Source organism: Halomonas sp. AOP27-A1-41, from assembly GCF_052378605.1.
GTDB lineage: Bacteria > Pseudomonadota > Gammaproteobacteria > Pseudomonadales > Halomonadaceae > Vreelandella > Vreelandella citrativorans.
Genome location: NZ_JBQSXT010000009.1, coordinates 16,103 through 38,986, shown reverse-complemented (window position 1 = coordinate 38,986; position 22,884 = coordinate 16,103). Strand labels below are relative to the sequence as shown.

At 53.8% G+C, this 22,884-nt stretch carries 17 protein-coding genes; 7 read left to right on the top strand and 10 right to left on the bottom strand.

Annotated features, from left to right (window positions below):
• Positions 1-52: 52 nt before the first annotated feature.
• Together ACT3TC_RS07890 and ACT3TC_RS07885 are read left to right on the top strand one after the other, a co-directional pair.
• Positions 53-2,539: an acyl-CoA dehydrogenase gene (locus ACT3TC_RS07890; RefSeq protein WP_444639667.1), complete on the top strand. Its 2,487-nt coding sequence runs from the start codon at positions 53-55 to the stop codon at positions 2,537-2,539.
• Between the two features lie 178 nt (positions 2,540-2,717).
• On the top strand, positions 2,718-4,358 hold the full coding sequence (locus tag ACT3TC_RS07885; protein WP_444639666.1) for a glycerol-3-phosphate dehydrogenase/oxidase: 1,641 nt from the start codon (positions 2,718-2,720) through the stop codon (positions 4,356-4,358).
• Positions 4,359-4,494: 136 nt separating this feature from the next.
• Here ACT3TC_RS07885 and ACT3TC_RS07880 read toward each other — a convergent pair whose 3' ends face one another.
• From ACT3TC_RS07880 to ACT3TC_RS07860, 5 genes are all read right to left on the bottom strand, one after another.
• On the bottom strand, positions 4,495-4,719 hold the full coding sequence (locus tag ACT3TC_RS07880) for a hypothetical protein (protein ID WP_172116492.1): 225 nt from the start codon (positions 4,717-4,719) through the stop codon (positions 4,495-4,497).
• Positions 4,720-5,141: 422 nt separating this feature from the next.
• Positions 5,142-6,629: a glycerol kinase GlpK gene (glpK, locus tag ACT3TC_RS07875; RefSeq protein ID WP_444639665.1), complete on the bottom strand. Its 1,488-nt coding sequence runs from the start codon at positions 6,627-6,629 to the stop codon at positions 5,142-5,144.
• Positions 6,630-6,738: 109 nt separating this feature from the next.
• Positions 6,739-7,497 carry a DeoR/GlpR family transcriptional regulator gene (locus ACT3TC_RS07870; RefSeq protein ID WP_087105625.1) on the bottom strand — a complete coding sequence of 253 codons (759 nt, stop codon included), beginning with the start codon at positions 7,495-7,497 and terminating at the stop codon, positions 6,739-6,741.
• A 140-nt stretch (positions 7,498-7,637) separates the two neighbouring features.
• Entirely contained in the window at positions 7,638-9,482 is a 1,845-nt protein-coding gene (locus tag ACT3TC_RS07865) for an SLC13 family permease (protein ID WP_444639664.1), read from the bottom strand.
• A 311-nt stretch (positions 9,483-9,793) separates the two neighbouring features.
• A complete protein-coding gene (locus ACT3TC_RS07860) occupies positions 9,794-10,771 on the bottom strand; it encodes an NADPH:quinone reductase (protein WP_193054385.1) in 978 nt (325 codons plus the stop codon).
• 195 nt (positions 10,772-10,966) lie between these two features.
• Here ACT3TC_RS07860 and ACT3TC_RS07855 point away from each other — a divergent pair, with 195 nt between their 5' ends.
• Together ACT3TC_RS07855 and nfo are read left to right on the top strand one after the other, a co-directional pair.
• Positions 10,967-11,731: a glycerophosphodiester phosphodiesterase family protein gene (locus ACT3TC_RS07855; protein WP_193054386.1), complete on the top strand. Its 765-nt coding sequence runs from the start codon at positions 10,967-10,969 to the stop codon at positions 11,729-11,731.
• 38 nt (positions 11,732-11,769) lie between these two features.
• Positions 11,770-12,630 carry a deoxyribonuclease IV gene (nfo, locus tag ACT3TC_RS07850; protein WP_172116487.1) on the top strand — a complete coding sequence of 287 codons (861 nt, stop codon included), beginning with the start codon at positions 11,770-11,772 and terminating at the stop codon, positions 12,628-12,630.
• Here the strand turns inward: nfo and ACT3TC_RS07845 are convergent.
• A complete protein-coding gene (locus ACT3TC_RS07845) occupies positions 12,600-13,187 on the bottom strand; it encodes a helix-turn-helix domain-containing protein (RefSeq protein ID WP_172116486.1) in 588 nt (195 codons plus the stop codon). The two genes, nfo and ACT3TC_RS07845, sit on opposite strands and share 31 nt — an antisense overlap.
• Positions 13,188-13,507: 320 nt before the next feature.
• On the opposite strand from ACT3TC_RS07845, the gene ACT3TC_RS07840 reads away from it, so the two are divergent.
• The gene (locus tag ACT3TC_RS07840) at positions 13,508-14,719 is read left to right on the top strand and encodes a benzoate/H(+) symporter BenE family transporter (RefSeq protein WP_193054387.1); all 1,212 of its coding nucleotides are present in this window, start codon (positions 13,508-13,510) and stop codon (positions 14,717-14,719) included.
• Positions 14,720-14,833: 114 nt separating this feature from the next.
• Here ACT3TC_RS07840 and ACT3TC_RS07835 read toward each other — a convergent pair whose 3' ends face one another.
• On the bottom strand, positions 14,834-15,268 hold the full coding sequence (locus ACT3TC_RS07835; RefSeq protein WP_087105633.1) for a hypothetical protein: 435 nt from the start codon (positions 15,266-15,268) through the stop codon (positions 14,834-14,836).
• A gap of 237 nt (positions 15,269-15,505) precedes the next feature.
• On the opposite strand from ACT3TC_RS07835, the gene ACT3TC_RS07830 reads away from it, so the two are divergent.
• A complete protein-coding gene (locus tag ACT3TC_RS07830) occupies positions 15,506-17,242 on the top strand; it encodes a proline--tRNA ligase (RefSeq protein ID WP_444639663.1) in 1,737 nt (578 codons plus the stop codon).
• A gap of 468 nt (positions 17,243-17,710) precedes the next feature.
• Here the strand turns inward: ACT3TC_RS07830 and ACT3TC_RS07825 are convergent, their stop codons facing one another.
• Positions 17,711-18,229, bottom strand: coding sequence for an FKBP-type peptidyl-prolyl cis-trans isomerase (locus tag ACT3TC_RS07825; protein WP_193054389.1), 519 nt, complete (start codon positions 18,227-18,229; stop codon positions 17,711-17,713).
• Between the two features lie 96 nt (positions 18,230-18,325).
• On the opposite strand from ACT3TC_RS07825, the gene ACT3TC_RS07820 reads away from it, so the two are divergent.
• Positions 18,326-19,687 (top strand): AmpG family muropeptide MFS transporter, encoded by a 1,362-nt coding sequence (locus tag ACT3TC_RS07820; protein ID WP_193054390.1) that lies wholly within the window; start codon positions 18,326-18,328, stop codon positions 19,685-19,687.
• A 41-nt stretch (positions 19,688-19,728) separates the two neighbouring features.
• On the opposite strand, the gene ACT3TC_RS07815 is transcribed toward ACT3TC_RS07820, so the two are convergent.
• Positions 19,729-21,549: an SEC-C domain-containing protein gene (locus ACT3TC_RS07815; RefSeq protein WP_193054391.1), complete on the bottom strand. Its 1,821-nt coding sequence runs from the start codon at positions 21,547-21,549 to the stop codon at positions 19,729-19,731.
• Between the two features lie 89 nt (positions 21,550-21,638).
• Entirely contained in the window at positions 21,639-22,868 is a 1,230-nt protein-coding gene (locus ACT3TC_RS07810; protein ID WP_444639662.1) for an ABC1 kinase family protein, read from the bottom strand.
• Positions 22,869-22,884 lie beyond the last annotated feature (16 nt).

Here is a 22,884-nt window from a genome sequence, read left to right as displayed (position 1 = left end):
AGCGCATGCAGACCAGAACTGGACAGTGCCTAATAATACATGGAGACGTTCTATGCTCACCCTACTACTGATTATCCTGGCCGTGGTTGGCCTGCTGATTATTATGCGCCGCGAAGCAGGCGCCCCAGCAGCCCTGACACTGTTGGGTATATTAGGGCTTGTTGGCCTACTCTTTGACGCCGCCGTTATAGGCGTATTGCTGCTAATCGCTGCTCTGGTCGTTGCTGTGACGGGCCTTGAAGCAGTGCGCAAACAGTGGCTGACACCGCGGATTTTTAAAATTTTCAAAAAGGTCGCGCCAAAGGTCTCCGCCACCGAGCGCACGGCGCTAGAAGCCGGTAGCGTTTCCTGGGACGGGGAGCTTTTCTCCGGTAAGCCACAGTGGAATAAGCTGCTAGCTTACAAGGATGAAGGCCTGCGCGAAGATGAACAGGCTTTTCTTGATAACCAGTGCGCTAAAGCGGCTGGCATGTGTAACGCATGGGACATTGCTCAAGAGCGTGCCGACCTGCCCCAGCAGTTATGGGACTACCTGAAAAAAGAAGGCTTCTTTGGGATGATTATTCCCAAGGAGTACGGTGGCCTGGGTTTCTCAGCAAAAGCCCAATCCATGGCACTGCAAAAACTCTCCGCTAACGAAACGTTAATGGTGACCGTTGGGGTGCCCAACTCCCTCGGCCCGGGCGAGCTGCTGCTTAAATACGGTACTGAGGAACAGAAAGACCACTACCTGCCCCGTTTGGCCGATGGCCGCGAAATCCCCTGCTTCGGCCTAACAGGCCCGCGGGCGGGCTCTGACGCAACGTCATTGCCTGATACTGGCGTAGTGTGTAAAGAGATTATTAATGGAAAAGAGACGCTGGGCCTGCGCCTGACGTTTGAAAAACGCTGGATCACGCTGGCTCCCATTGCCACGGTTGTAGGTTTAGCCTTCCGTTTATTCGACCCTGAAAAGCTGCTGGGCGACGAAGAAGACCGAGGCATTACCTTAGCGCTCATTCCTCGCGATACGAAAGGCATGGACATTGGCCGCCGCCATCACCCCATCGGCAGCCCGTTCATGAACGGCCCGATTAAAGGCGTGGATGTCTTTGTCCCGCTGGATACCATCATCGGCGGGCAGGAGATGATTGGCCAAGGCTGGCGCATGCTGGTTGAGTGCCTATCGATTGGTCGTTGTATCACGCTGCCCTCCGGCGCGACCGGCACCGCCCGCTACGCACTGGGCTGGAGCGGTGGCTTTACGCGTGTTCGTCGTCAGTTCAACGTGCCTGTCGCCGAAATGGAAGGCGTTCAAGAACCGCTGGCACGTATGGCAGCGATGGCTTATATCTCCCAGGCAACCGTTTATCAAACGGCTAACCTGATTGATCATGGTGAGAAACCGGCGGTTCCTTCAGCGATTTTGAAGAGCCAACTGACCGAGTTTCAACGTGATTTGTTAAGCGATGCGATGGATGTGCATGGCGGTAAAGCGGTCACATTGGGCCCACGTAACTACTTAGGTATTGGCTATAGCGCCAACCCGGTAGCGATTACCGTTGAAGGCGCCAACATCATGACGCGCAACCTGATGATCTTTGGTCAAGGGGCGATCCGCTGTCACCCCTACGTGCTGGAAGAGCTGGCCGCCAAGGATGCCAACGACATCAACGCGTTTGATAAAGCCTTCTTCAGCCATGCGGGCCTGATTTTTGGTAACGCCGCACGTGCGTTCACCATGGGGCTAGGGTTTGGCAAAGAACGCGTGCCGTTTGACGGGCCAGCCGCGGCTTATGCGCAAGATATTGCCCGCCTCTCGGCAGGCTTTGGGCTATGTGCGGATGCCGCCATGGCAAGCCTGGGTTCCGCGCTGAAAAAACGCGAAATGCTCTCTGCCCGTTTGGGTGATGTGCTCTCTAACCTGTATCTCGCATCCATGGTGCTCAAACAGTGGCAAGCAGGTGACAAAGTGGAAGGCGAAGACGCCCTGCTTCACTACAGCTGCCGTTTCCTGCTGCATCGTGCAGAACAAGCCTTTGTGGAGATTTTCGACAACTTGCCTAATCGGGCACTCGGCCGTGTGCTTAACGCCGTGGTAATGCCAACCGGCCGCCGTTGGGATAAACCCCATGACGATTTGGCACGCGACATTGCTAAACGGGTTTCCACCCACACTGCGTTGCGTACCAAACTGCTTTCCAACACCTGGGATACCGACGACGGCGAACAACCCAACCCATTGGCGCGCTACAACGCACTGTTGGTTGATTATGACCGTGCTGAAGCCATTTATCGCACGGTTAACAAAGCCTACGCCAAAGGTGAGCTGCCTCAAACGGCCCTTCACCCTGAAGCTCGGGTTGAGGTAGCGTTTGAGAAAGGCCTGCTTAGTGAAGAAGAAACGATCTTTATGCGCGAATTCGAAAAGAACGTGCTGGAGATGCTAACGGTCGATGACTTTGCCTACGATGCGTTTGCAAAGAATAAAAGCACGCTCATTAACCATAATGCTACGCAGGCAGCGCCAATTAATCCTGAGGAAGCCCACGTCGAATAACACATCCTGGCAACAGGATTGCCATAAGCCGGCTCCACGATGGAGCCGGTTTTTTTATAGGCGCTCAATGTTCGTTTTCAAACTTGAAAGATCGCAAACGATCACATATTCTTCATAAATGAAAATAACTGTGTTTTGCTTTGGTTATCAAACCTAATTTCCCATTAATGAGGCTATCATGACCCTGCGTGAACAAAACGTTAGTCAATTGACAAGTGCCACCTTTGACGCGCTGGTAATTGGTGGCGGTATTAATGGCGCAGCCAGCGCGGCGGCACTGGCAGGCAAAGGTGCCAAAGTCGCCTTGATTGATCGTGGCGACTTTGCAGGCAGCACCAGCATGCACTCCTCCAACCTGGTGTGGGGGGGCATCAAGTATATGGAAAGCAATGACTTTGGCCTGGTGCGTAAACTCTGTAAAAGCCGCAATCATCTGATCAAGAGTTACCCTTCCACGGTTGAGGAAATACGCTTTCTCACCACGATTACCAAAGGGTTTCGCCACTCCCCTCGCTATCTGTGGGCAGGCACCTGGCTTTACTGGTTAATGGGTAATGGTTTTACCAAAACGCCCCGCCTGCTTTCGCCAAAAAATATCAAGCAAGAAGAGTCGATCATTAATGTCGATACATCGGTGGGCGGCTTTGAGTATTCGGATGCCTACCTGCACGACAATGATGCTCGGTTTGTGTTTAATTTTATCCGCCACGCGCTCGATTTCGGTGCGACAGCCGCCAACTATGTGGAGTCGCTGGGTGCTGAGCGCAAAGATGGTGTCTGGGTAACGAAAGCCCGCAACACCATGGATGGCAGCACGTTTGAGATACGAGCCAAGGTATTGATTAACGCGGCTGGCCCGTGGGTAGATCATCACAACAAGCTGACCAACCAGCAGACATCGCACCAGCACCTTTACTCAAAGGGCATCCACTTAATCGTGCCGCAGTTAACAGAGTCAAAGCGTGTACTGGCGTTTTTTGCTGATGATGGGCGGCTTTTCTTTGTTATCCCCATGGGCAACCGTACCTGTATCGGCACTACCGATACGCACATGGACCACCCTGATGCGGTAGTGACCGATGAAGACGTAAGCTTCGTGCTGGAGAACATTAACAAGCGCTTAACGCTTGAGAAGCCCCTGACACCTGACGATATTATTTCAACACGCTGTGGCGTACGCCCCTTGGCCGTCGAGGCCAACCAAGGCAGTGACCGTGACTTCCTGCAGCTTTCACGCAAGCACATTATTGATACACATGACGATACGGCACATATCAGTATCTTTGGTGGCAAGCTCACCGACTGCTTAAACGTCGGCGATGAAATTGCGGATGCGGTAACCCAGCTAGGCGTGACGTTAACCAACCCCAGGTTCCAGTGGTACGGCGAACCTGCTGATTCTGTTAAACAGCAATTTATGGCTCAGGCCGAGCGTATCGGCCTTGATGCGATGACGCCCAGCACCTCTTCAGAGCTACTTACAAAACGCCTGTGGCGCCGCTACGCGGATAAAGCGTTTGCGATGCTTGAAAAAATCGAAGCAGACCATGACCAGGCCGCCTTGCTTATTGAAGGTACCGAATATATTCGCGTTGAGCTTGAACACGCCCGCGATTATGAAATGATCACTGAACTGGAAGATTTCCTGCGCCGCCGGGCCAAAATATCGCTTGTGGTGCGTCATGAGCAGCTACGCCACTCTGAAGGGCTTAAAGAGGCTTGCTGGATGCTTTTCGGTGACCAGGCCGATGAACGATTTAATGCCTACTTCGAAAATAATTCTGGCGAGGCAATTCAACAAGCAATGGCAGACGCCTAGTGCTTGCTAAAAGCACATAACCAAACGGACATAATCAAACGGACATAACCCAATTATCGTGCTAAAAAAGCTCCCTTAAAATTTTTAAGGGAGCTTTGTGTACATCCACCACCAAGGCTTCTAAGCGTTTAACGCCTTACTCCTCGTTGGCAACCTGTAGCTGCGAGTCGCCTGCCAACACTTCATCCCAGGCTTCATCCAGCGTACAGCCAGACCGACTATCGAGCGTATCGATCACTTCCACGGCACATTGAAGCGATCTCGGGCTATCTTTAAGCGCAAGTACCAGTTTAGCCAGGTCCTGCTTGCTAAATGTACTGGCAATCTGGTTAGCTTGTTGGCTTAGTTCAATACAGTTCATATTCAGTACCTCATGGTATGGTCATCCGTTACCGGTCTCACAAAGGGCTTTCGTTGGCAAAGCCAGCCGCCCTATACGTATGGTGGCATTGCTACTCATGCCAGGTCGGATAAGCACCTGGTTCGGTGACTGCGAACGGTCAAACAAACAGATAAAATCTTCGCTCTTTAGCGCCTGCTGTATGCACGCACAAAGGTTATATGGCAAGGTATAGTGCGATGTGTCGGGGTAACGAGGCATCACTCCATCCCATGCCCTGACTATGGTTCATGAACGATCAGCCAACAATGCATCATTGGACGCACGCCCCGTTGTAGCTTGACTACATTGGCCGCCACCCAGGGTTAAACGTGTTAAAAGCTTACAACAAGAAGAGAATCAAGAAGTGCACGCAGCCACCTTACGATGGCTACGTGATGGCCTTATTCGCCGGAACGTACGCGCGACACGGCATCCAGCCAGCCTTGGTACAGCTGCTCGCGAGACGCATCCTCCATGGTCGGCATAAAGCTCTTTTCACAGTCCCAGAGCTGTTCAATTTCTTCCAAAGAGTCATACCAGCCTAAGCGTAAGCCTGCCAGGTACGCTGCTCCCAGTGCAGTAGTTTCTAAAATAGTGGGACGATCCACCTCAACATCCAGCATGTCGGACAAAAACTGCATCAGCCAGCTGTTTTTAACCATGCCGCCATCCACACGCAGTTTGCTTGGTGTGGCGTCCATATCGTCGTTCATGCAGTGCTGTAAATCGCGAGTTTGATAACAGACTGCCTGCAAGCCTGCCGCAACGATTTCTGCAATACCGGTATCCCGTGTCAGGCCAAAGATTGCTCCCCGCGCTTTAGGGTCCCAGTGCGGCGCCCCAAGCCCCGTAAAGGCAGGTACCAAATAGACGCTATGGCCCAGTCGGGTCTCCTTGGCAAGCGCCTCAGTTTCAGCCGCATCCGCAAACAGGTTCAAGCCATCCCGCAGCCACTGTACGGTTGCACCTGCGACAAAAATACTGCCTTCCAGCGCATAGGTAGGCTTACCGTTAAGCCGATAGCCGATGGTGGTCAGCAAGCGATTACGCGAAAGCGCGGGCGTGTCACCGGTGTTTACAATCATAAAGCAGCCGGTGCCGTAGGTGCTTTTACCCATACCTGGCGTAAAGCATGCCTGCCCTACTAGCGCTGCCTGCTGATCGCCCGCCACACCAGCAATCGGTAGCTCAGCCCCTAACCACTCTGCCTCCATCATGCCAAAATCATCGCTGGAGTCTTTCACACTGGGCAGCAGGTTGGCAGGTATGTTGAACAGCGCCAGCAAATCCTCATCCCATTGCTGGGTGTGTATGTTAAAGAGCGCCGTGCGTGAGGCATTGGTGGCATCGGTGACATGCTGCTTACCGTTTGTCAGCTGCCAAATCAGAAAGCTATCTACGGTGCCAAATGCCAGCTCGCCACGCTCAGCACGTTCACGGGCACCCTCCACGTTCTCAAGCAACCATGCCAGTTTCGTCGCCGAAAAATAGGGATCAATTAACAGGCCGGTTTTTGCTTGAACGCTATCAGTATGCCCAGCTTCACGCAGCGTTTGGCAGGTATCAGACGTTCGCCGATCCTGCCATACGATCGCGTTATAAAGTGGCTTACCTGTTGCGCGGTCCCACAGCAGCGTGGTTTCGCGCTGATTGGTAATACCCACACCCGCCACTTGACCTGCAGAAATACTGGCCTTCACCAGCACTTCTTTACAGGTCGCAACTACTGATTCCCAAATATCTTCAGGATCATGCTCAATCCAGCCATCACGGGGAAAGTGCTGGGTAAACTCTTGCTGGGCAACGGCCGCAATTTCCCCTTGTCGGTTAAACAAGATGGCACGGGAGCTGGTGGTACCTTGATCAATAGAAAGTAGATAACGGGACATTAGATGTTCGCTTTGAGGTGAATATTTTCGCTTTATTATGAATAAGGCTACGCTAAGCCTTATTGATGCTCAAGTACGAAAATACCTCTACAAAGCAGCCTTGGCCCGTTTAGGCGATATAGAGCGCCACATCATATTGGGTTAGCAACTGCTGGATAGACTCGGGAGGCTTACGGTCAGTGAACAACGCATCCAGCTGGGAAAGATTCCCCTGGCGTACCACAGGGTTGCGATGGAACTTAGAGTAATCCGCGGCTAGATACACGCGTCGCGAATTAGCAATGATCGCTTGGGCCACACGTACTTCCTGGTAATCGAACTCCAGCAAAGAGCCATCTTCATCAATACCGCTAATACCAATAATGCCGTAGTCGACCTTAAACTGATTAATAAAGTCGATGGTGGCTTCACCGATGATGCCGCCATCCCGAGAGCGCACCTGGCCACCCGCAATGATGACGTTAAAGTCTTCTTTATGCTGCAAAATAGCGGCAACGTTCAGGTTGTTGGTGATCACTTCCAACCCTTGATGCTCCAGCAATGCCTGGGCAATGATTTCATTGCTGGTACCAATATTGATAAACAGCGATGAGTGATTAGGAATATGCTGCGCCAGACAATGAGCAATACGCTCTTTCTCTTCAAGATGGAGTGTTTTACGTGTGCTGTAGGCCGTATTAACGGTGCTTGACTCAATTCCCACGCCACCATGCACCCGCCTCACTCGGCCCTCATTCGCCAACGTATTGAGATCGCGCCGAATCGTTTGAGGCGTTACTGCGAAATGATCAGTCAGTTGCTCAATGCTCATATAACCGTGCTGACGAACCAGCTCGACAATCGCATCCTGACGGTATTGTTGATTCATAGGCTTAGCCTGTTCACTTTTATTTATCGCCAAGCGTAATAGGGTAACAAAATCTGATAGCCCTGATCCACACGACGAAGCTCAACAAAGCTCGGTGGCCCACGGCGGGGCCACCGAGCACTATCTTTTGCTGTCGTTACTTACAGCGGCCATACCCACAAAATAACCGGCAGGGCAACCACCAGCACAACGATCGAAAGCGGCAAACCTAGCTTCCAATAATCACCAAACCGATAGCCGCCTGGCCCCAGCACCAGTGTATTGGACTGATGGCCGATGGGGGTTAAAAACGCGCATGAAGCACTCACCGCGACCACCATTAAAAACGGATCAAGAGAGACATTAAAGCCTTGGGCTAAACTGGCGGAAATCGGTGCCATTAACAATGCGGCGGCGGCATTATTGACCACATTTGAAAGTAGCATGGTGAGCACGAAAAGGCCGATTAAGGAAATAAAGATGGGCCACTGCGCGCCAAACTCTAGCAAGATGTTCGCTACGATTGTGGCTCCACCGCTTGTTTCCAAGGCTTCCCCTACGGGTATCATGGCGGCTAACAGTACAATGACAGGGCCATCAATGGCCTGGTAGCCATCCCGCAGTGGCAATACCCCAATTAATAGCGAAATAAGCGCGGCACAGCCCATTGCGACCGCTGCGGGCAGAAGGTCCAGCAACATCGCGACAATGGCCAGCGCAAAAATCCCAATTGAGATAACCAACTTACGCGGCTGGCCTAACTGCAGCTCCCGATTAGCCAACGGCAAACAGCCTAAGGTAGAAAGGCTATCGCTAATTTCGTTCTCGCTGCCCTGAAGCAGTAGTACATCGCCGGTTTGAAAACGAATATCTCGCAAGCGCTGTTTCAAACGACTACCGTCACGAGCAACCGCTACCAGATGTAGACCAAACTGTTGATTTAATCGCAGCTGTCGGACACTGCGATTATTCATCATCGAATCATTACGCACGACCGCTTCGATCAGTTGCAGCCCTTCGGTATCCACCGGCTGCCGGCCCTCATTGCTGTCTGCTTCGCCCTCATCCTCTTTTGAGGCATCTTCATCCTTCTCCTCAGGCTCCGCAACCGCACTCAACCCTACTTTATCTTCAAGCAGCTTTAGATCATCCGGGCCCGCCTCAAGCAGTAAAATATCACCCTCTTGCAAGATCCCATGAAAGGAGTAGCCCGCCCGACGATTATCGTCGCGCACTACGGCCAATACAGGAATGGTTTCCTCAAGTTCATCGCGTAACTGCGGTAGCGTTAAGCCGTTGGCTTTAGAGTCCTTGGTGACGTTAAGCTCTACCAGATAATTGGCGGTATCAAACATCTCTTCAGTTGATGACTTCGCATTGCGTTTAGGTGTTAAGCGCCAGCCAATTAACACGATAAACACAAGGCCTACAACAGCTACCGCAACCCCGACAGGGGAAAAGCTGAACATGCCAAAATTTTCTCCGGTTACACTGCCACGGTAGCTGGAGATAATAATATTGGGCGGTGTGCCAATCAGGGTGGTTAAGCCCCCCAGCAACGAACCAAACGCGAGCGGCATTAAAAGCAGGGAAGGAGACGTGTTATGTTCGCGGGCAAGCCGCATGGCAACGGGTAGCAATAGCGCTAACGCCCCCACATTATTCATAATGCCGGACAACACCACCACGGTTCCTACTAGCGCTAAAAGCTGGAGTATCAGCCGGTCACCCACCTTGAGCACTTGGTTGGAGATAATATCCACTACGCCAGAACGCTCAAAGCCACGGCTTAACACCAGCACGGCAGCCACCGTAATGACGGCGGGATGACCAAACCCGGCAAACGCTGAATCAGCCGGAACAAGCCCTAGCATCACCGATGCAAAAAGCGCCGTTAATGCCACTAAATCATAGCGAAAACGCCCCCATACGAACGCTACCAACGTTAATCCCAGCACGATAAATATCAGTGTGCTGGGTGCCAAGCCGATTGCTTCCATCGCCATGCGAATCATCTCCTGTAACGCTACCCGGCCTGCTTACCCCTTCCGGCTTGCCTTTGTAAACCACAACCCATGTAAAGAATGAGAAGAACCTTCACACATTAGACGGTATCTATACAGCCGTATAGCGTGTGCAAACGTTAGAGAATAGCCGACCGGCTGGAACTGCTGATAAAGCCGCATGGGGACGACACATTGGCTGCGCTTCCCAGAACGGTAATCTGAAAAAGGTACAAATAAGCAGTAAAGAGGAGCTAGTCTGAAAACTAGAATCAACAAAAGCCGCGTTTGCGGCTTTTGTTGCTCGCTACCGATCAGGGCAGCAGTACGGTTGAACCGGTTGTTTTACGGTTCTGGAGTGCATCCTGGGCTTTACCCGCATCGGCCAGCGGGTAGCGGTTGGCAACATCAATTTTGATTTTGCCACTCTCGATCATGCTAAAGAAATCTTTGCACATCATTTCCAGGCGCTCGCGCGTGTCGGCATAACCGTTCAAGCTGGGGCGGGTAACAAATAACGACCCTTTCTGATTCAAAATTCCAATATTAACGCCATCAACCGGGCCGGAGGCATTACCGAAGCTGACCATTAACGCGCGAGGCTTCAGGCAGTTTAACGACATATCCCACGTGTCCTTGCCCACCGAATCATAAACCACATCACACATTTCGCCGTTAGTAAGCTCGCGGACGCGTTCAACAACGTCTTCTTCGGTGTAATTAATGGTCGCCCATGCGCCATTTGCCAGCGCCAAGTCGGCTTTCTCTTTAGAGCTAACCGTACCAATCAACTTCACACCTAACGCCTTGGCCCACTGGCAGGCAATCGAGCCTACACCACCCGCTGCGGCATGGAACAAGATGGTCTCGCCACCTTTGAGTTCATGCGTTTGACGTAACAGATACTGCACGGTTAAGCCTTTCAGCATGCTCGCCGCTGCGGTTTCAAAATCGATGAAGTCAGGCAGTTTGACGACTTTTTCAGCCGGCAGCGTATGATGCGCCGCATACGCGCCTAACGGGCCTTGCGCATAGGCAACGCGGTCCCCAACACTTAGATGAGTCACCCCTTCGCCAACCGCATCAACAATACCCGCGCCTTCAGTACCCAAGCCCGCAGGCAGCGACGGTGCTGGGTAAAGACCGGTACGAAAATAAATATCAATAAAGTTGAGGCCAACGGCTTTATTGGCGACCCGCACTTCACCTGACTTGGGCGCTGCCGGAGTAACCGTCGCTACTTCAAGTACCTCAGAACCGCCGGTACGGGCAAACTCGATACGCTGAGACATATAAACTCCTTGTACTTTATTTTGACAAACAGACATTTTGTAAACGAGCTAATGGCTATCCAAACGCTTTAGGCGTCAGAAATCAAGCCGTTAGTTCTAAGCGAGCGGCATTCACTGCGATTGACCTGACACGCTGATGTCACTTGCGCATGCTAGACTGATTTTACTCAATCTGTGACGCCTTATGGATGTGCGATGACCCACCCTGCTATTACCCTCCCTACCCTAATTGCTCACCGCGGCTATTCCGCCGCCGCCCCTGAAAACACGCTAGCCGCCGTACGAGCCGCGTATGAGGCAGGTGCCCGCTGGGTTGAGCTGGATGTTCAATTACTGGGCGACGGCACCCCCGTGATTTGGCATGACGCAGAAGTGGACCGTTGCTCTGATGGTCGGGGGAACCTCAACACGCTCACTTGGCCACAGGCCAACGTTCTGGATGTCGGCAGTTGGTTTGGCGATGCCTTTGCGGGTGAAAAAATGGCCAGCCTGGAGGCCATGCTGGCGCTGCTCAATGAGCTGGAGATGGGCGTCAATATGGAAATAAAAGTCAATAAAGGCCGCAACCCAATCGAATTGGTTAATCGCGTACTACCAGACATGCGCGATGCCCTATCGCCAGAGCGCCTGATTGTGTCTTCGTTTGATGTAGATGCACTTAAACATTGCCGCACATTGGCGCCAAAAGAAGAGCTGGCGCTGGGAGTCTTGTTTGGCAACACGCCCAGGGAGTGGCGCGCCCTCTGCGAGTCGGTTGATGCGTTCAGCATTCACCCCCACTGGCCACGCTTAAAGCGCGACCAGGCCGATGCCATGCACCAAGCGGGCTATCAACTGTTGTGTTACACCGCGAATGACCCAAGCGCTTTTAATAACCGATGGGAATGGGGCATTGCTAGCGTGATTACCGACGAACCTGCTATTTTTAAACGTTTTTTGGATAACCAGCGTTCAAAATAGAGTCATCAAGGGGATGTCATGGAATACAAGGGGGGTTCATGAAATACATAGGTGCACACGTTAGCGCAGCGGGCGGAGCTGACCAGGCCGTGCAACGTGCGGTGGAAATAGGCGCTAATGCCTTTGCTCTATTCACTAAAAACCAGCGCCAGTGGAAAGGCAAGCCGTTAACCGATAAGGCAATTGAGGCTTTTAAAGCCGCTTGTCGCCAGCATGGCTTTGGCCCAGAGCAAATTCTTCCCCACGATAGCTACCTGATTAACCTGGGGCACCCGGAAGCCGAGGGGCTTGAGAAATCCCGTGCGGCTTTTTTGGATGAAATGCAGCGCTGCGAACAACTAGGCCTGACGCTACTTAACTTTCACCCTGGCAGCCATCTAAACAAAATCAGCGAGGCGGATTGCTTAAAACGTATTGCGGAATCGGTTAACGAAGCGCTGGTGCATACCCAAGGCGTGACGGCCGTTATCGAGAACACCGCTGGGCAAGGCACTAACCTTGGCTGGCACTTCGAGCACTTGGCGGAAATCATTCGCCATGTCGATGACAAGTCACGCGTTGGCGTATGTATCGATACCTGCCATGCGTTTGCGGCGGGGTATGACTTACGAACCGCCGAAGCGACACAGGCAACCTTAAATGAGCTTGGCAGCATCGTAGGCTTTGAGTATCTGCGCGGCATGCATTTAAACGATGCCAAAAGTGCGTTTGCCAGCCGGGTTGACCGCCACCACAGCTTGGGAAAAGGCAATATTGGCCTGCCTGCCTTTACCACCATCATGCAGGATGCCCGCATTGATGGAATCCCCATGATTTTAGAAACCGTAGAGCCTGACATCTGGCCTGAAGAAATCAGCTGGCTGCGCACTCAAGCAGAAGAGGCCGCCCCCGGCAAATAGTGAATCACATCATGAAAGCGTAAGCGCGTGGCCGTGGCATTGCGCATTGCGTGGGGGCGGTCAGCAAAAAAGCGCAGCCCCTCGCCTACCTTTAGCGTTTGCCAACGGTCATCAATGCGCAGCTCCATCTCCCCTTCAACCACCACAATATGTTCTACCACGCCCTCGGCATGCGGCGCTGACTCGCTGATCGCGCCGGGCGCCAGCTCAATCATGAACATTTCAAAGCCCAACAATGGATCATAAGGGAAAATCAGCCGTGCCTGCATGCCTGCACTGTCATCTCCCCATACCGACTCTCCGCTATCCCGGCGTAGCTCACCCTGAACCGGTTTTTGGCTGTCGAATAGGGTAGAAAACGACACTCGAAAGCCACTGGCGATTTTCCACAGCGTTGATACGGTCGGGCTCGACTCACCACGCTCGATTTGCCCTAGCATGGCTTTGCTTACGCCTGTTTCAGCCGCTGTGCGGTCCAGGCTCCAGCCCTGTTTATTACGTAGCTGCTTAACCGTGTTGGCTATATGTTCAGCAATGGTGTGAACTTCACTCGCCATAGGTCTCCCCTTTAACGCCATAAAAGAAGTTTACTGGCTCACTCGTCAAAGCGACACACGCATTTAATCGGCACCGCGATGAGTGTCTGTCCGTGCTTATAATTACTTTCACTTCGCCAGCCCTTCGGGCCGGCATGTTCTGTTGCTTTTTTTAGCCACGTATCGCCGCCCAAGCTCTTGAACAAGAGTTCCTTAAACGGCGCATATCTCTTTAGGGTAAGGCCTTCTTAATGGCGTTGTGCGCTATAGCGCACGGTGGTAGCCTACACAACTGTGCGCTATAACGCACATTTAATAATAAGCGTTAGCGAGGAGATACCATGGAGGCGCCATCCAGCGAAGAGCATGCCACCTCGCCACGGCCACACTACTCGGCCTGGCGGGACGTTAGCCTATCAACGGTGACGGCTGGGTTTGTTGCCGTCGTCATTGGCTATACCAGTTCAGCGGCGATTATTTTTCAAGCCGCAGAGGCTAGCGGCGCATCTGCAGCGCAAATCAGTTCCTGGCTCTGGGCGCTGGGAATTGGCATGGGCGTTACCTCCTTCGGGCTTTCGCTGCGCTACCGCATGCCGATGCTAACCGCCTGGTCGACGCCAGGCGCCGCCTTTCTGGCCACTAGTTTGTCGGGTATTCCGCTTGATGAAGCCATTGGCGCTTTTCTATTCTCAGCGCTGCTTATTACGCTATGCGGCGTAACGGGGCTGTTTGATCGCTTAATGCGCTATATACCAGGTGCGATAGCAGCCGCCATGTTGGCTGGCATTCTGCTGCGCTTTGGGCTGGGGCTGTTTAACGTTATCGAGACACAGTGGCTAATCCCACTCGTTATGCTGGCCGCCTGGATAGCAGGCCGTCGCTTATGGCCCACCCTTGCGGTACCCGGCGTGCTCGTCACCGGGCTGGGGCTTGCATTTGTGCAAGGGCAAATCAATTTAAACGATATTCCATTGACTCCGGCCATGCCCGTTTTTACTGCGCCGGCATTCTCCTTAACGACCCTGATTGGCGTGGGCATTCCACTTTTTATCATTACCATGGCGACCCAAAATCTACCGGGCGTGGCGGTTTTACGCGCAGCAGGCTATCAACCTGACAGCTCACCGCTTATCAGTTGGACAGGCGGCGCAAGCCTGCTGCTTGCGCCATTTGGTGGCTTTGCGCTCAATATGGCGGCGATCAGTGCCGCTGTCTGCATAGGCCCTGATGCCCACGCTGATCCACGGCGCCGCTACACGGCTGGCATGGCCGCTGGCATTTTTTATACCATTATGGGGATTTTTGGCGCGACGGTGACCGGCGTGTTTAACGCCCTACCCAGCGCACTGGTGATTGCCCTGGCGGGTATCGCGCTGCTTGGCACACTGGCAGGCGGGCTAGCCAGTGCCTTTGCCGATAGCCGACATCGTGATGCCGCCATCGTCACTTTCTTGTTGACCGGTTCAGGCATTACGCTACTGGGTATTGCTGGGCCATTTTGGGGGTTAATCGCGGGTTTAATCACCTTAAAGCTGACGGCGCCCAACCAATAACTAATCATTAATAACCAACAACCAATAAAAAACGAGATCCCCAAGCAGGCTTACAGTACAGCCCTAGGATCTCGTTTTTTTCAATGAAGGTTTGTTGATGTAGGGCTTTAAACGTTACATCGTCGCCAGGCGCTCTTCATCCATCACACCCGACATCCGCACCATTGCCAGCGCTTCTTCAAGGTTGCTCATTTCTTCAATCATTACCAGCTCACTTTCCAGGCTAACCGGCTGGCCCGCCTTGTCGGACAACAACTTTTCAAGTGACGCCAGGTTCAAGTCACGATCAAGGTGTAGAACATCGACAGAAGCGCTGTTATTACTGGGCAGGTAGATCGTGCCATTTGAAAAGTCGACCGCGTAGGCAATAACACCGGGGACAATGAAAAACAGAAGCCCCACACCATTGGCAATGGCCACTACCGGGTCAATTTGGCCGCTTAATTGGCCTTTCCGCTCTGGATGAAACAGGGTACCGCAACCAGTCAATGCAATAATGGAGGCGCCCACAACGGCTCCCGATAACCAACGGCGTACAGTTTGCTTCATCAAGATTCTCTCAAAAATTTAAAACAGCGCGCAGGCAAAAAGGTAGCTTTAAAAGATAGCTTTACAGAAAAACTGCCCGCGAGCACATGTGAAAACGCGTTCATATTAACACAAACAGCCCCCTGGATGACGGGCATGCTGATGGCAGTATTTTGCCGCGCTAACCGCTAAGCCGTACAATAGCCTCATTCAACGCTAAACCAGCGGCTTTTATACTATCAAGGAATGCTATCTCCCATGCGCGCCAGCCAATTATTAATCGCTACGTTAAAAGAAACCCCGGCCGACGCCGAAGTCATTAGCCATCAGTTGATGTTGCGTGCCGGGATGATTCGCCGCCTGACCTCTGGCCTGTACACCTGGCTCCCTCTGGGTCTGCGTACACTGCGTAAAGTAGAAGCGATTGTTCGCGAAGAAATGAACCGTGCCGGTGGTCAGGAAGTACTGATGCCCGCCGTTCAGCCGGCAGAACTATGGCAGGAGTCTGGTCGCTGGGAGCAGTACGGCCCTGAATTACTACGCGTAAAAGACCGCCATGATCGTGACTACTGCGTAGGCCCGACCCATGAAGAAGTCATTACGGACCTGGTGCGCAAAGAGATAGCAAGCTATAAGCAGCTGCCGATTAACTTCTACCAGATCCAAACCAAATTCCGTGATGAGATCCGCCCACGCTTTGGAGTGATGCGCTCGCGCGAGTTCATCATGAAAGATGCCTACTCTTTCCATTTGGATGAAGCGTCGCTGCAAGAGACGTACCAGACCATGTACGACGCCTACACGCGAATTTTTACCCGTTTGGGGCTGGACTTCCGCCCGGTGATTGCGGATAACGGCTCTATCGGCGGCACCGGCTCTCACGAATTCCATGTACTGGCAAGCTCCGGCGAAGACGATATCGTGTTCTCGAATGCGTCTGACTACGCCGCCAACATGGAAAAAGCCGAAGCCTTACCGGCACCGTTAGGTAGCGATGTACAGCGCGCAGCGCCCAGTGAAGAAATGCGCGTTGTAGAGACGCCCAACGCCAAAACCATCGCAGCACTGGTTGAACAGTTTAAGCTGCCTATCGAAAAAACCGTAAAAACATTGATGGTTCATGCTGCTGAAGGCGGATTGATTACGCTGTTGGTGCGCGGCGACCACGAGCTTAATGAAGTCAAGGCAGAAAACCTTCCTCAGGTAGCGACGCCGCTCACCATGGCAAACGAAGAAGAAATTCGTGCTGCTGTAGGTGCGGGGCCTGGCTCACTAGGTCCTATCGGCCTTAAAATGCCGGTCATCATTGACCGCAGCGTTGCCTTGATGAGTGACTTTGGCGCGGGCGCGAATATTGATGGCAAGCACTATTTTGGCATTAACTGGGAGCGCGACGTTGCCCTGCCCCAGGTCGCCGATTTACGTAAAGTGGTTGAAGGCGACCCGTCACCGGATGGTGAAGGCACGCTGTCGATCAAGCGCGGTATTGAAGTCGGCCACGTGTTCCAGCTGGGTCAAAAATACTCTGAAGCCATGAATGCGAGCGTGCTGGGCGACAACGGCAAAACCAGCCATCCATGGATGGGCTGCTACGGCATTGGCATTACTCGTGTGGTGGCGGCAGCGATTGAACAAAACCACGACGAGTCCGGTATTATTTGGCCTAACGCGATTGCACCTTTCCAGGTCGCGCTGGTGCCCATGAATGCGCATAAATCCCAGCGCGTTCGCGAAGAATCAGAGCGTCTTTACCAAGCGTTAACAGCCGCAGGTCTGGATGTACTGCTTGATGACCGTGATACACGCCCAGGCGTTAAGTTTGCTGATTTGGAACTGATGGGCGTTCCTCATCGTTTGGTAATTGGCGACCGTAGCCTGGACAACGGCGAGCTTGAATACAAGGGCCGCCGTGACAGTGAAGCGACCATGATTCCAGCAGATGACATTGTCGATTTCCTGCTCGAAAAAGCCAGCGTACACCCCACGGCTCAGTAAAGCAGTATCTCGTCCCGCCGCCGTGTCTCAACACGGCGGTGATCCTCTCGACTTCAACCGCACAGGCTTAGCAACGCTTGTACGTACTCATCGCTATGTCGCAGACAAAAAAAACCGGCCCAGTGGGCCGGTAAAAAGGAAGCTTACTTCTTAAAGTAAACCCCCTCCCCTGACGCAAGGCTTAGCAGGCGTTTGCTTGCGTGGCATGCTGCATCAACAACGGGCGTCGCCACGCGCCTACTAACCAAGAAAATGAGTGACAATACTCGCATTTTGGTCACTGGCACACCGCTTGGGACTCTCCCGTCTAAAGCGGCTTCTGTGCACTAACTGGTCATCATCTTATCGAGCCGCAGTATATCAGTCTCTGACCTGGGTCAAATTTTAAGAAGGTGCCACGAACCTTTTTGAGCCATTTTAATACAGCCCTTAAACACCCACGCTGAGACGCGCTTAACGCAGCTCAACTTAAAGCACTTTACGATCCTCTACCTTGGCATGCTCAGTTCCCGGTGGAAGCGGATGCCCTTTTGCCAGTTCCGCCCGCGTTGCTTCACGCTGCTCCAGAATGTTTACCTGGTAGCTCAGCGTACGCCCTGCCAACGGATGATTGGTATCTACGGTAACTCGGTCTCCTGCCACGCTCACTACCGTTACAATTTGCGGCCCGGCCTCACCTTCGGTTTGAAAGCGGCTGCCCGGCGTTAAGTCAGCGTTACCAAACGAGCCACGGCCGACTTCCTGTACCAGGCCTTCATTGCGCAGGCCATAGGCCTCTTCAGGTAAAAGCATCACTGTTACTTCATCACCGGCCTTTAGGCCAGCTAATGCGCGCTCAAGCCCAGGCACGATATTGTCGTGGCCATGCAGATACTCAAGGGGCTTATTGCGGGCGCGTGAATCATCCAATACCTGCTCACTGTTATCGCTTAAAACATCGCTAAGCACATAGTGCAACGTAACGACCTGATGTGCCGTGATCGACATGGAAAACTCCTCTCCGGTAAGCTATCAACATTGTCATAAACATTGATGCAGTTTATCACTTGGCTCAAGCCAACGTCTTTTCTGGAGTTGAACGATATGCCCACCCCTTTACCCCGGCGTAGCTGGCTAGCCGCGCTGGCGATTTACTTTCGGGCACCTGTTATTACCATGCTGTTTCTGGGGTTTTCCGCGGGCTTACCGTTCTTACTGGTTTTTTCTACGCTGTCGGCCTGGCTACGTAGCGACGGGATTGACGTCGCCGCTATCGGCTTTTTCGCGTGGATAGGAATGCTCTACTCGATCAAGTTTTTCTGGGCGCCCGTGGTAGACAGGCTCGCCCTGCCGGTCCTCACGCGCATGTTCGGGCAGCGACGGGGCTGGATGCTGCTGGCCCAAGCGATGATTGCAGCGGGGCTTGTGGGTCTTGCAGGCGTTAATCCCCAAGGCAATCTTGGCGTGGTAGCCGCGTTTGCGCTGCTGGTGGCGTTTGGCTCAGCTACCCAGGATATTGCGATTGATGCCTACCGCATTGAGTCCGCCGATGACGACGTCCAGGCCGCCATGGCGTCTACCTACATTATCGGCTACCGGGGTGGCCTGCTGGCCGCAGGCGCCGGGGCGCTCTATGTAGCGTCAGCCATTTCCTGGGACGTGGCCTACTTAACCATGGCGGCGCTCGTCGGTGTGGGTGTCCTCACCGTGCTGATTCGCCCTGAGCCCAAGCGGGCGTCGCTCTCGGTGCAGTTAATTCATGAACCTAAAGTACGTGCGTTTATTCGCGCTAGCCGTGGCCAACCTAAAGTGCTACGCCGCATGGGCGCCTGGTTTATCGGCGCCATCGTATGCCCCTTTACCGATTTCTTTCGTCGTTATGGGGTAAAAGCGCTGGGCATTCTGGTATTCATTGCAGTGTTTAGAATAAGCGATCTTGCCATGGCGTCGATGGCTAATCCGCTCTATATCGACCTTGGCTTTTCACTGGCAACGATTGCCAATGTGACCAATATCTTCGGTATTGCCATGAGTATTGGCGGCGGTCTTCTGGGCGGGTTACTGGTCGCACGTTACGGTATTGGGCCGGTGCTGATACTGGGGGCCGTTGCCGCCACCTTCACCAATTTGCTGTTCTCGGTACTTGCATTGATCGGCAATCAGGTCCCCATGCTGGTGGTCACCATCATCGGCGATAACCTGGCCAATGGATTGGCAAGCGCCGTGTTTATTGCGTTTCTCTCCACGCTCACGTCGCGTGCATATACGGCAACGCAGTACGCGTTGTTTTCATCATTGATGACGCTACCGGGGAAGTTTTTAAGCGGCTTTGGCGGGCTAGTGGTTAGCGCCCAAGGGTATGTCACGTTCTTTATCGTTGCTACGTTGCTGGGGTTACCCGCCATTCTGCTGGCTATCTGGATTAGCCGCGACAAGCAGCTGGTGCCCACCCCACAGCCGCGTTGAGCGGCTGTGGGAAGAGTAAGCTTTCGTACATAAGAAGAGGGTTAGCGGTGGCTATCCAGCCACTCAAGCGCACCTGGCGTGGTACGCCACTGATCACGCATCAGCGTACGGTACTGCCACGCCTCAGCACGTGAACCTGGCTCCACCTGGCCATCGGCATAGGGGGTCGCTGGGCGCGGTTTTTCCGCACAGATCATCTCAAGCGCATGACGATTATGCGCGGTGACGTCGCCAAGCGCCCGTTCGGCCGCCTCATGCTCGTTTAAGCGGTAAAGCGCCAACGTGCGCCCCATGAGTAACCCCAGCACCAGTGAGCCATCATCGTCTTCCGACTCCTCAGTGAGTGCCAGCGCTTCCTGGTTGCGGTCATCGCGCAGTAGCTGGTCAAGCACCAACTCTTTAAGGCCCAGGCTATCCTCTTGGTCGATGGCTAACAACTCTTCAGCCAGCTCCCGTGAATGCTGGCGTGCGCCGCGCTCCATGCCGACCACTAGCGCCAACCCTGTACGCAGCAGCATGGCATTGTCAGCATCATCCCAGCACAGGCTGCCGTTGCCTGCGGCTCGGGCTTGTTCCAGCCAGCGTGAAAGACGCACCGCCAGTGGTTCCAGCAGGGTTGGCGCCATCCACGGAAGGCTTCCAAAACGGCTGGTAAGCGCGAGAGTGACATCCTGAACGACCTGAGGCGCATCCAGCCACTCAGGGTGTGCGCAGAGCGCTGACATCCACTCCTCTGCATTGCCCCACGGGTCATCGCGAAAGCCCAAGGCCACCTCTTCATCGACCATTACCTGGAACTGCTCATGCCAAGCGGCGAACAAGGTCGCTTCACGGGCGGTGGTCACATACTGCAAATGGCCGCTTTCCGGGTCGCTGCTAATATCAAGTTTGGGCGCTGTAGGAAGGACAGCAAGCAGTGTTTGCAGGGATACCAGCGGCGTGGCCAGATCCTCTTCCGCGCTTAACAGCTGATCCGCAAGCGTTGCCCCAGGGTTATCAGCAAGTGCCGCAAGAAAATCCAACTGCTCTTCGTCAAGATCCCCTTGGCGCACCAGACGCCGATACCAGAAATTAGCCCGCGCCTTGGCTTCTTCTTCATGGCCTTCATGAAGCAGCAACATCGCCTCAATATACGCAAGTGTGGGCGAATCAGGCAGGGCCTGCTGGGCTTTGACAAAGGCTGCCCGAGCGCTGTCCAAATCATCATTATCCAAATGCATTAAACAGAGCCGTTCAAGGGCAACACCGCGTAAAAACAGCGGCCCGCGCTCCATCACTTCATCCAGAAGGTCTGCCCGTTTGCGGGTAAAGCCACGCTCCTGATAGATATCCAGCAGGATTTCAAAGGCGGGCTCGGCTTGCTCTGGCAACCTCGACCAGTCACTACCATCAAACAGTGACTCCAGAATCTGCATCGCCCGGCCCGTTTGGCCGCTTTCGGCGGCAATAAGCCCCGCTTCCAGCAGTGCTTGGGGCGGCGCTTGGCGGCTCTCCAACGCAGACTTCAGCGTAGCGCCCTTCCATTCACGCAGCGACAACATCCACATCATCTGCTCTGGAATGTCGGTGGGGAAATCAACGCGATAACAGCACTGCTTATACTTGCGCCCAGAGTCACACCAGCAAGCCTCATTACGTCCTGGCGTCGCCAGCGGTTCACTGGCAAAATCCAGCCTGGCCAACGGCGCTTGTGACCATAAAATAGGGGCCAGCGCCTGGGCGGTGGCGACATCACCGTTAAATGACTTGGCGCCTTCATCGCGCACCCAAGTCATAAAGTCGGGATAGTGTTCTTGCTGCCTGATTGCCGAGAGTGCCCCGGAGGCAAATCCCAGCAGCTGATCGACCCATACCGCTAGCATTGCCGTCTCCACTGTGTTTAAAAGCGCAATAGCTTACCATGAAGGTGGGCATGGCCGCAGCGGTGAACTGCTTATAGGTGGCTTGGGCGCTAAAGCAACGGCGCAGTCCGTGCGTGCATATCCAGCCGCGCTTTTAAACGCACCAGATTCCAGTAGTGGCCATTCAATGCTCGCGAGAGAAGCAGCGTATCCGCGGGAGGCTGCAAGCGGTCCATCGCCGCCCACACTTTGGGCGACAGCTCACGCAGGCGGCGGTGTACGCGCACATCGCTGAAATCCTGCTCCCCCGGTTCAAACAGTGGAGAAATACTTTCAGCAGCCTCGCGGTAGAGCGCCAGCGGTGCGCCTTGACCTTGACGGCCACCCAAGTTGACGAGTGCGTCATCCATGGCCATGGGGTCGTGATCAAGCGTGGCGCTGAGCAATTGCATCATCGCCTCAATTCGCGCTTCGGGCACCGCAATCACAGCACCAAAATCGTAAATAATCAGCCGACCTTGCTCATCTGCCGCGAAATTGCCGGCATGCGGGTCGGCATGCAGCTCGCCGTGGGTAAACAGCTCCTGGGTAATCCAGTCGGCAAGCGTAGTGGCCACCTTCTGGCGCACTGTATCATCGGCGCTTTCCAGCTCACGTAGCGGCGTACCGGGCACGTAAGACATGGCCAGAACATGTTGGCCCGAAAGCTCAAACAGCGGCCTGGGTATGATGATTCGCGAATCACTCTGGTAGCGCTCTCGGTACCGCGCCAGGGCGTTTGCTTCTGCCTGATAATCCAGCTCATCGCGAAGCCCCGCCGCCAGCTCTTCAAACAGCGCATCCAGGCGCGCCTGAGGCACCTTGAACCAACGGCCCAGCCCGATAATGCGCCGCACCTGTTTTAAATCACTTTCCAGTACATCCGCCAAACCGGGGTACTGCACTTTCAGCACCACCGTTTTGCCCTCAAGGGTGACTGCCTTGTGCACCTGGCCCATGGAAGCGCTGGCAAAAGGCCGCTCTTCAATTTCGGTAAAATACTCATGGATATCGCCGTACTGAAGCACCAAGGCTTCATGGATACGCGGCCAAGGCATCGGCTCTGCCTGGCGCTGCAAGCGCGCCAGCTCATCGGCTAAATCGGGCGGCAACAGGTCGTCCCACTGCGACATCATTTGAGCAAGCTTCATTGCCGGGCCTTTAAGCTCGGAAAGCCCTTCGAACAGCGCCTCACCTAACGCACGCCAATCCGCCTGGCCGCCCAAGCGCGTTTTAAGCAGCGCACCACCCGTGCGTGCGCCCAGGCCCACTAACCTGCGTGTTCTACCGCGTTCGCGCATATCAATCCCCACTGCC

Coding starts and splice junctions, on each gene's coding strand:
- ACT3TC_RS07810 (WP_444639662.1), bottom strand. CDS start 22,868: ATGCGCGAACGCGGTAGAACACGCAGGTTAGTGGGCCTGGGCGCACGC.
- ACT3TC_RS07815 (WP_193054391.1), bottom strand. CDS start 21,549: ATGCTAGCGGTATGGGTCGATCAGCTGCTGGGATTTGCCTCCGGGGCA.
- ACT3TC_RS07820 (WP_193054390.1), top strand. CDS start 18,326: ATGCCCACCCCTTTACCCCGGCGTAGCTGGCTAGCCGCGCTGGCGATT.
- ACT3TC_RS07870 (WP_087105625.1), bottom strand. CDS start 7,497: ATGAATCAACAATACCGTCAGGATGCGATTGTCGAGCTGGTTCGTCAG.
- glpK (WP_444639665.1), bottom strand. CDS start 6,629: ATGTCCCGTTATCTACTTTCTATTGATCAAGGTACCACCAGCTCCCGT.
- ACT3TC_RS07855 (WP_193054386.1), top strand. CDS start 10,967: ATGACCCACCCTGCTATTACCCTCCCTACCCTAATTGCTCACCGCGGC.
- ACT3TC_RS07880 (WP_172116492.1), bottom strand. CDS start 4,719: ATGAACTGTATTGAACTAAGCCAACAAGCTAACCAGATTGCCAGTACA.
- ACT3TC_RS07865 (WP_444639664.1), bottom strand. CDS start 9,482: ATGGCGATGGAAGCAATCGGCTTGGCACCCAGCACACTGATATTTATC.
- ACT3TC_RS07845 (WP_172116486.1), bottom strand. CDS start 13,187: ATGGCGAGTGAAGTTCACACCATTGCTGAACATATAGCCAACACGGTT.
- ACT3TC_RS07860 (WP_193054385.1), bottom strand. CDS start 10,771: ATGTCTCAGCGTATCGAGTTTGCCCGTACCGGCGGTTCTGAGGTACTT.
- nfo (WP_172116487.1), top strand. CDS start 11,770: ATGAAATACATAGGTGCACACGTTAGCGCAGCGGGCGGAGCTGACCAG.
- ACT3TC_RS07825 (WP_193054389.1), bottom strand. CDS start 18,229: ATGTCGATCACGGCACATCAGGTCGTTACGTTGCACTATGTGCTTAGC.
- ACT3TC_RS07890 (WP_444639667.1), top strand. CDS start 53: ATGCTCACCCTACTACTGATTATCCTGGCCGTGGTTGGCCTGCTGATT.
- ACT3TC_RS07840 (WP_193054387.1), top strand. CDS start 13,508: ATGGAGGCGCCATCCAGCGAAGAGCATGCCACCTCGCCACGGCCACAC.
- ACT3TC_RS07885 (WP_444639666.1), top strand. CDS start 2,718: ATGACCCTGCGTGAACAAAACGTTAGTCAATTGACAAGTGCCACCTTT.
- ACT3TC_RS07830 (WP_444639663.1), top strand. CDS start 15,506: ATGCGCGCCAGCCAATTATTAATCGCTACGTTAAAAGAAACCCCGGCC.
- ACT3TC_RS07835 (WP_087105633.1), bottom strand. CDS start 15,268: ATGAAGCAAACTGTACGCCGTTGGTTATCGGGAGCCGTTGTGGGCGCC.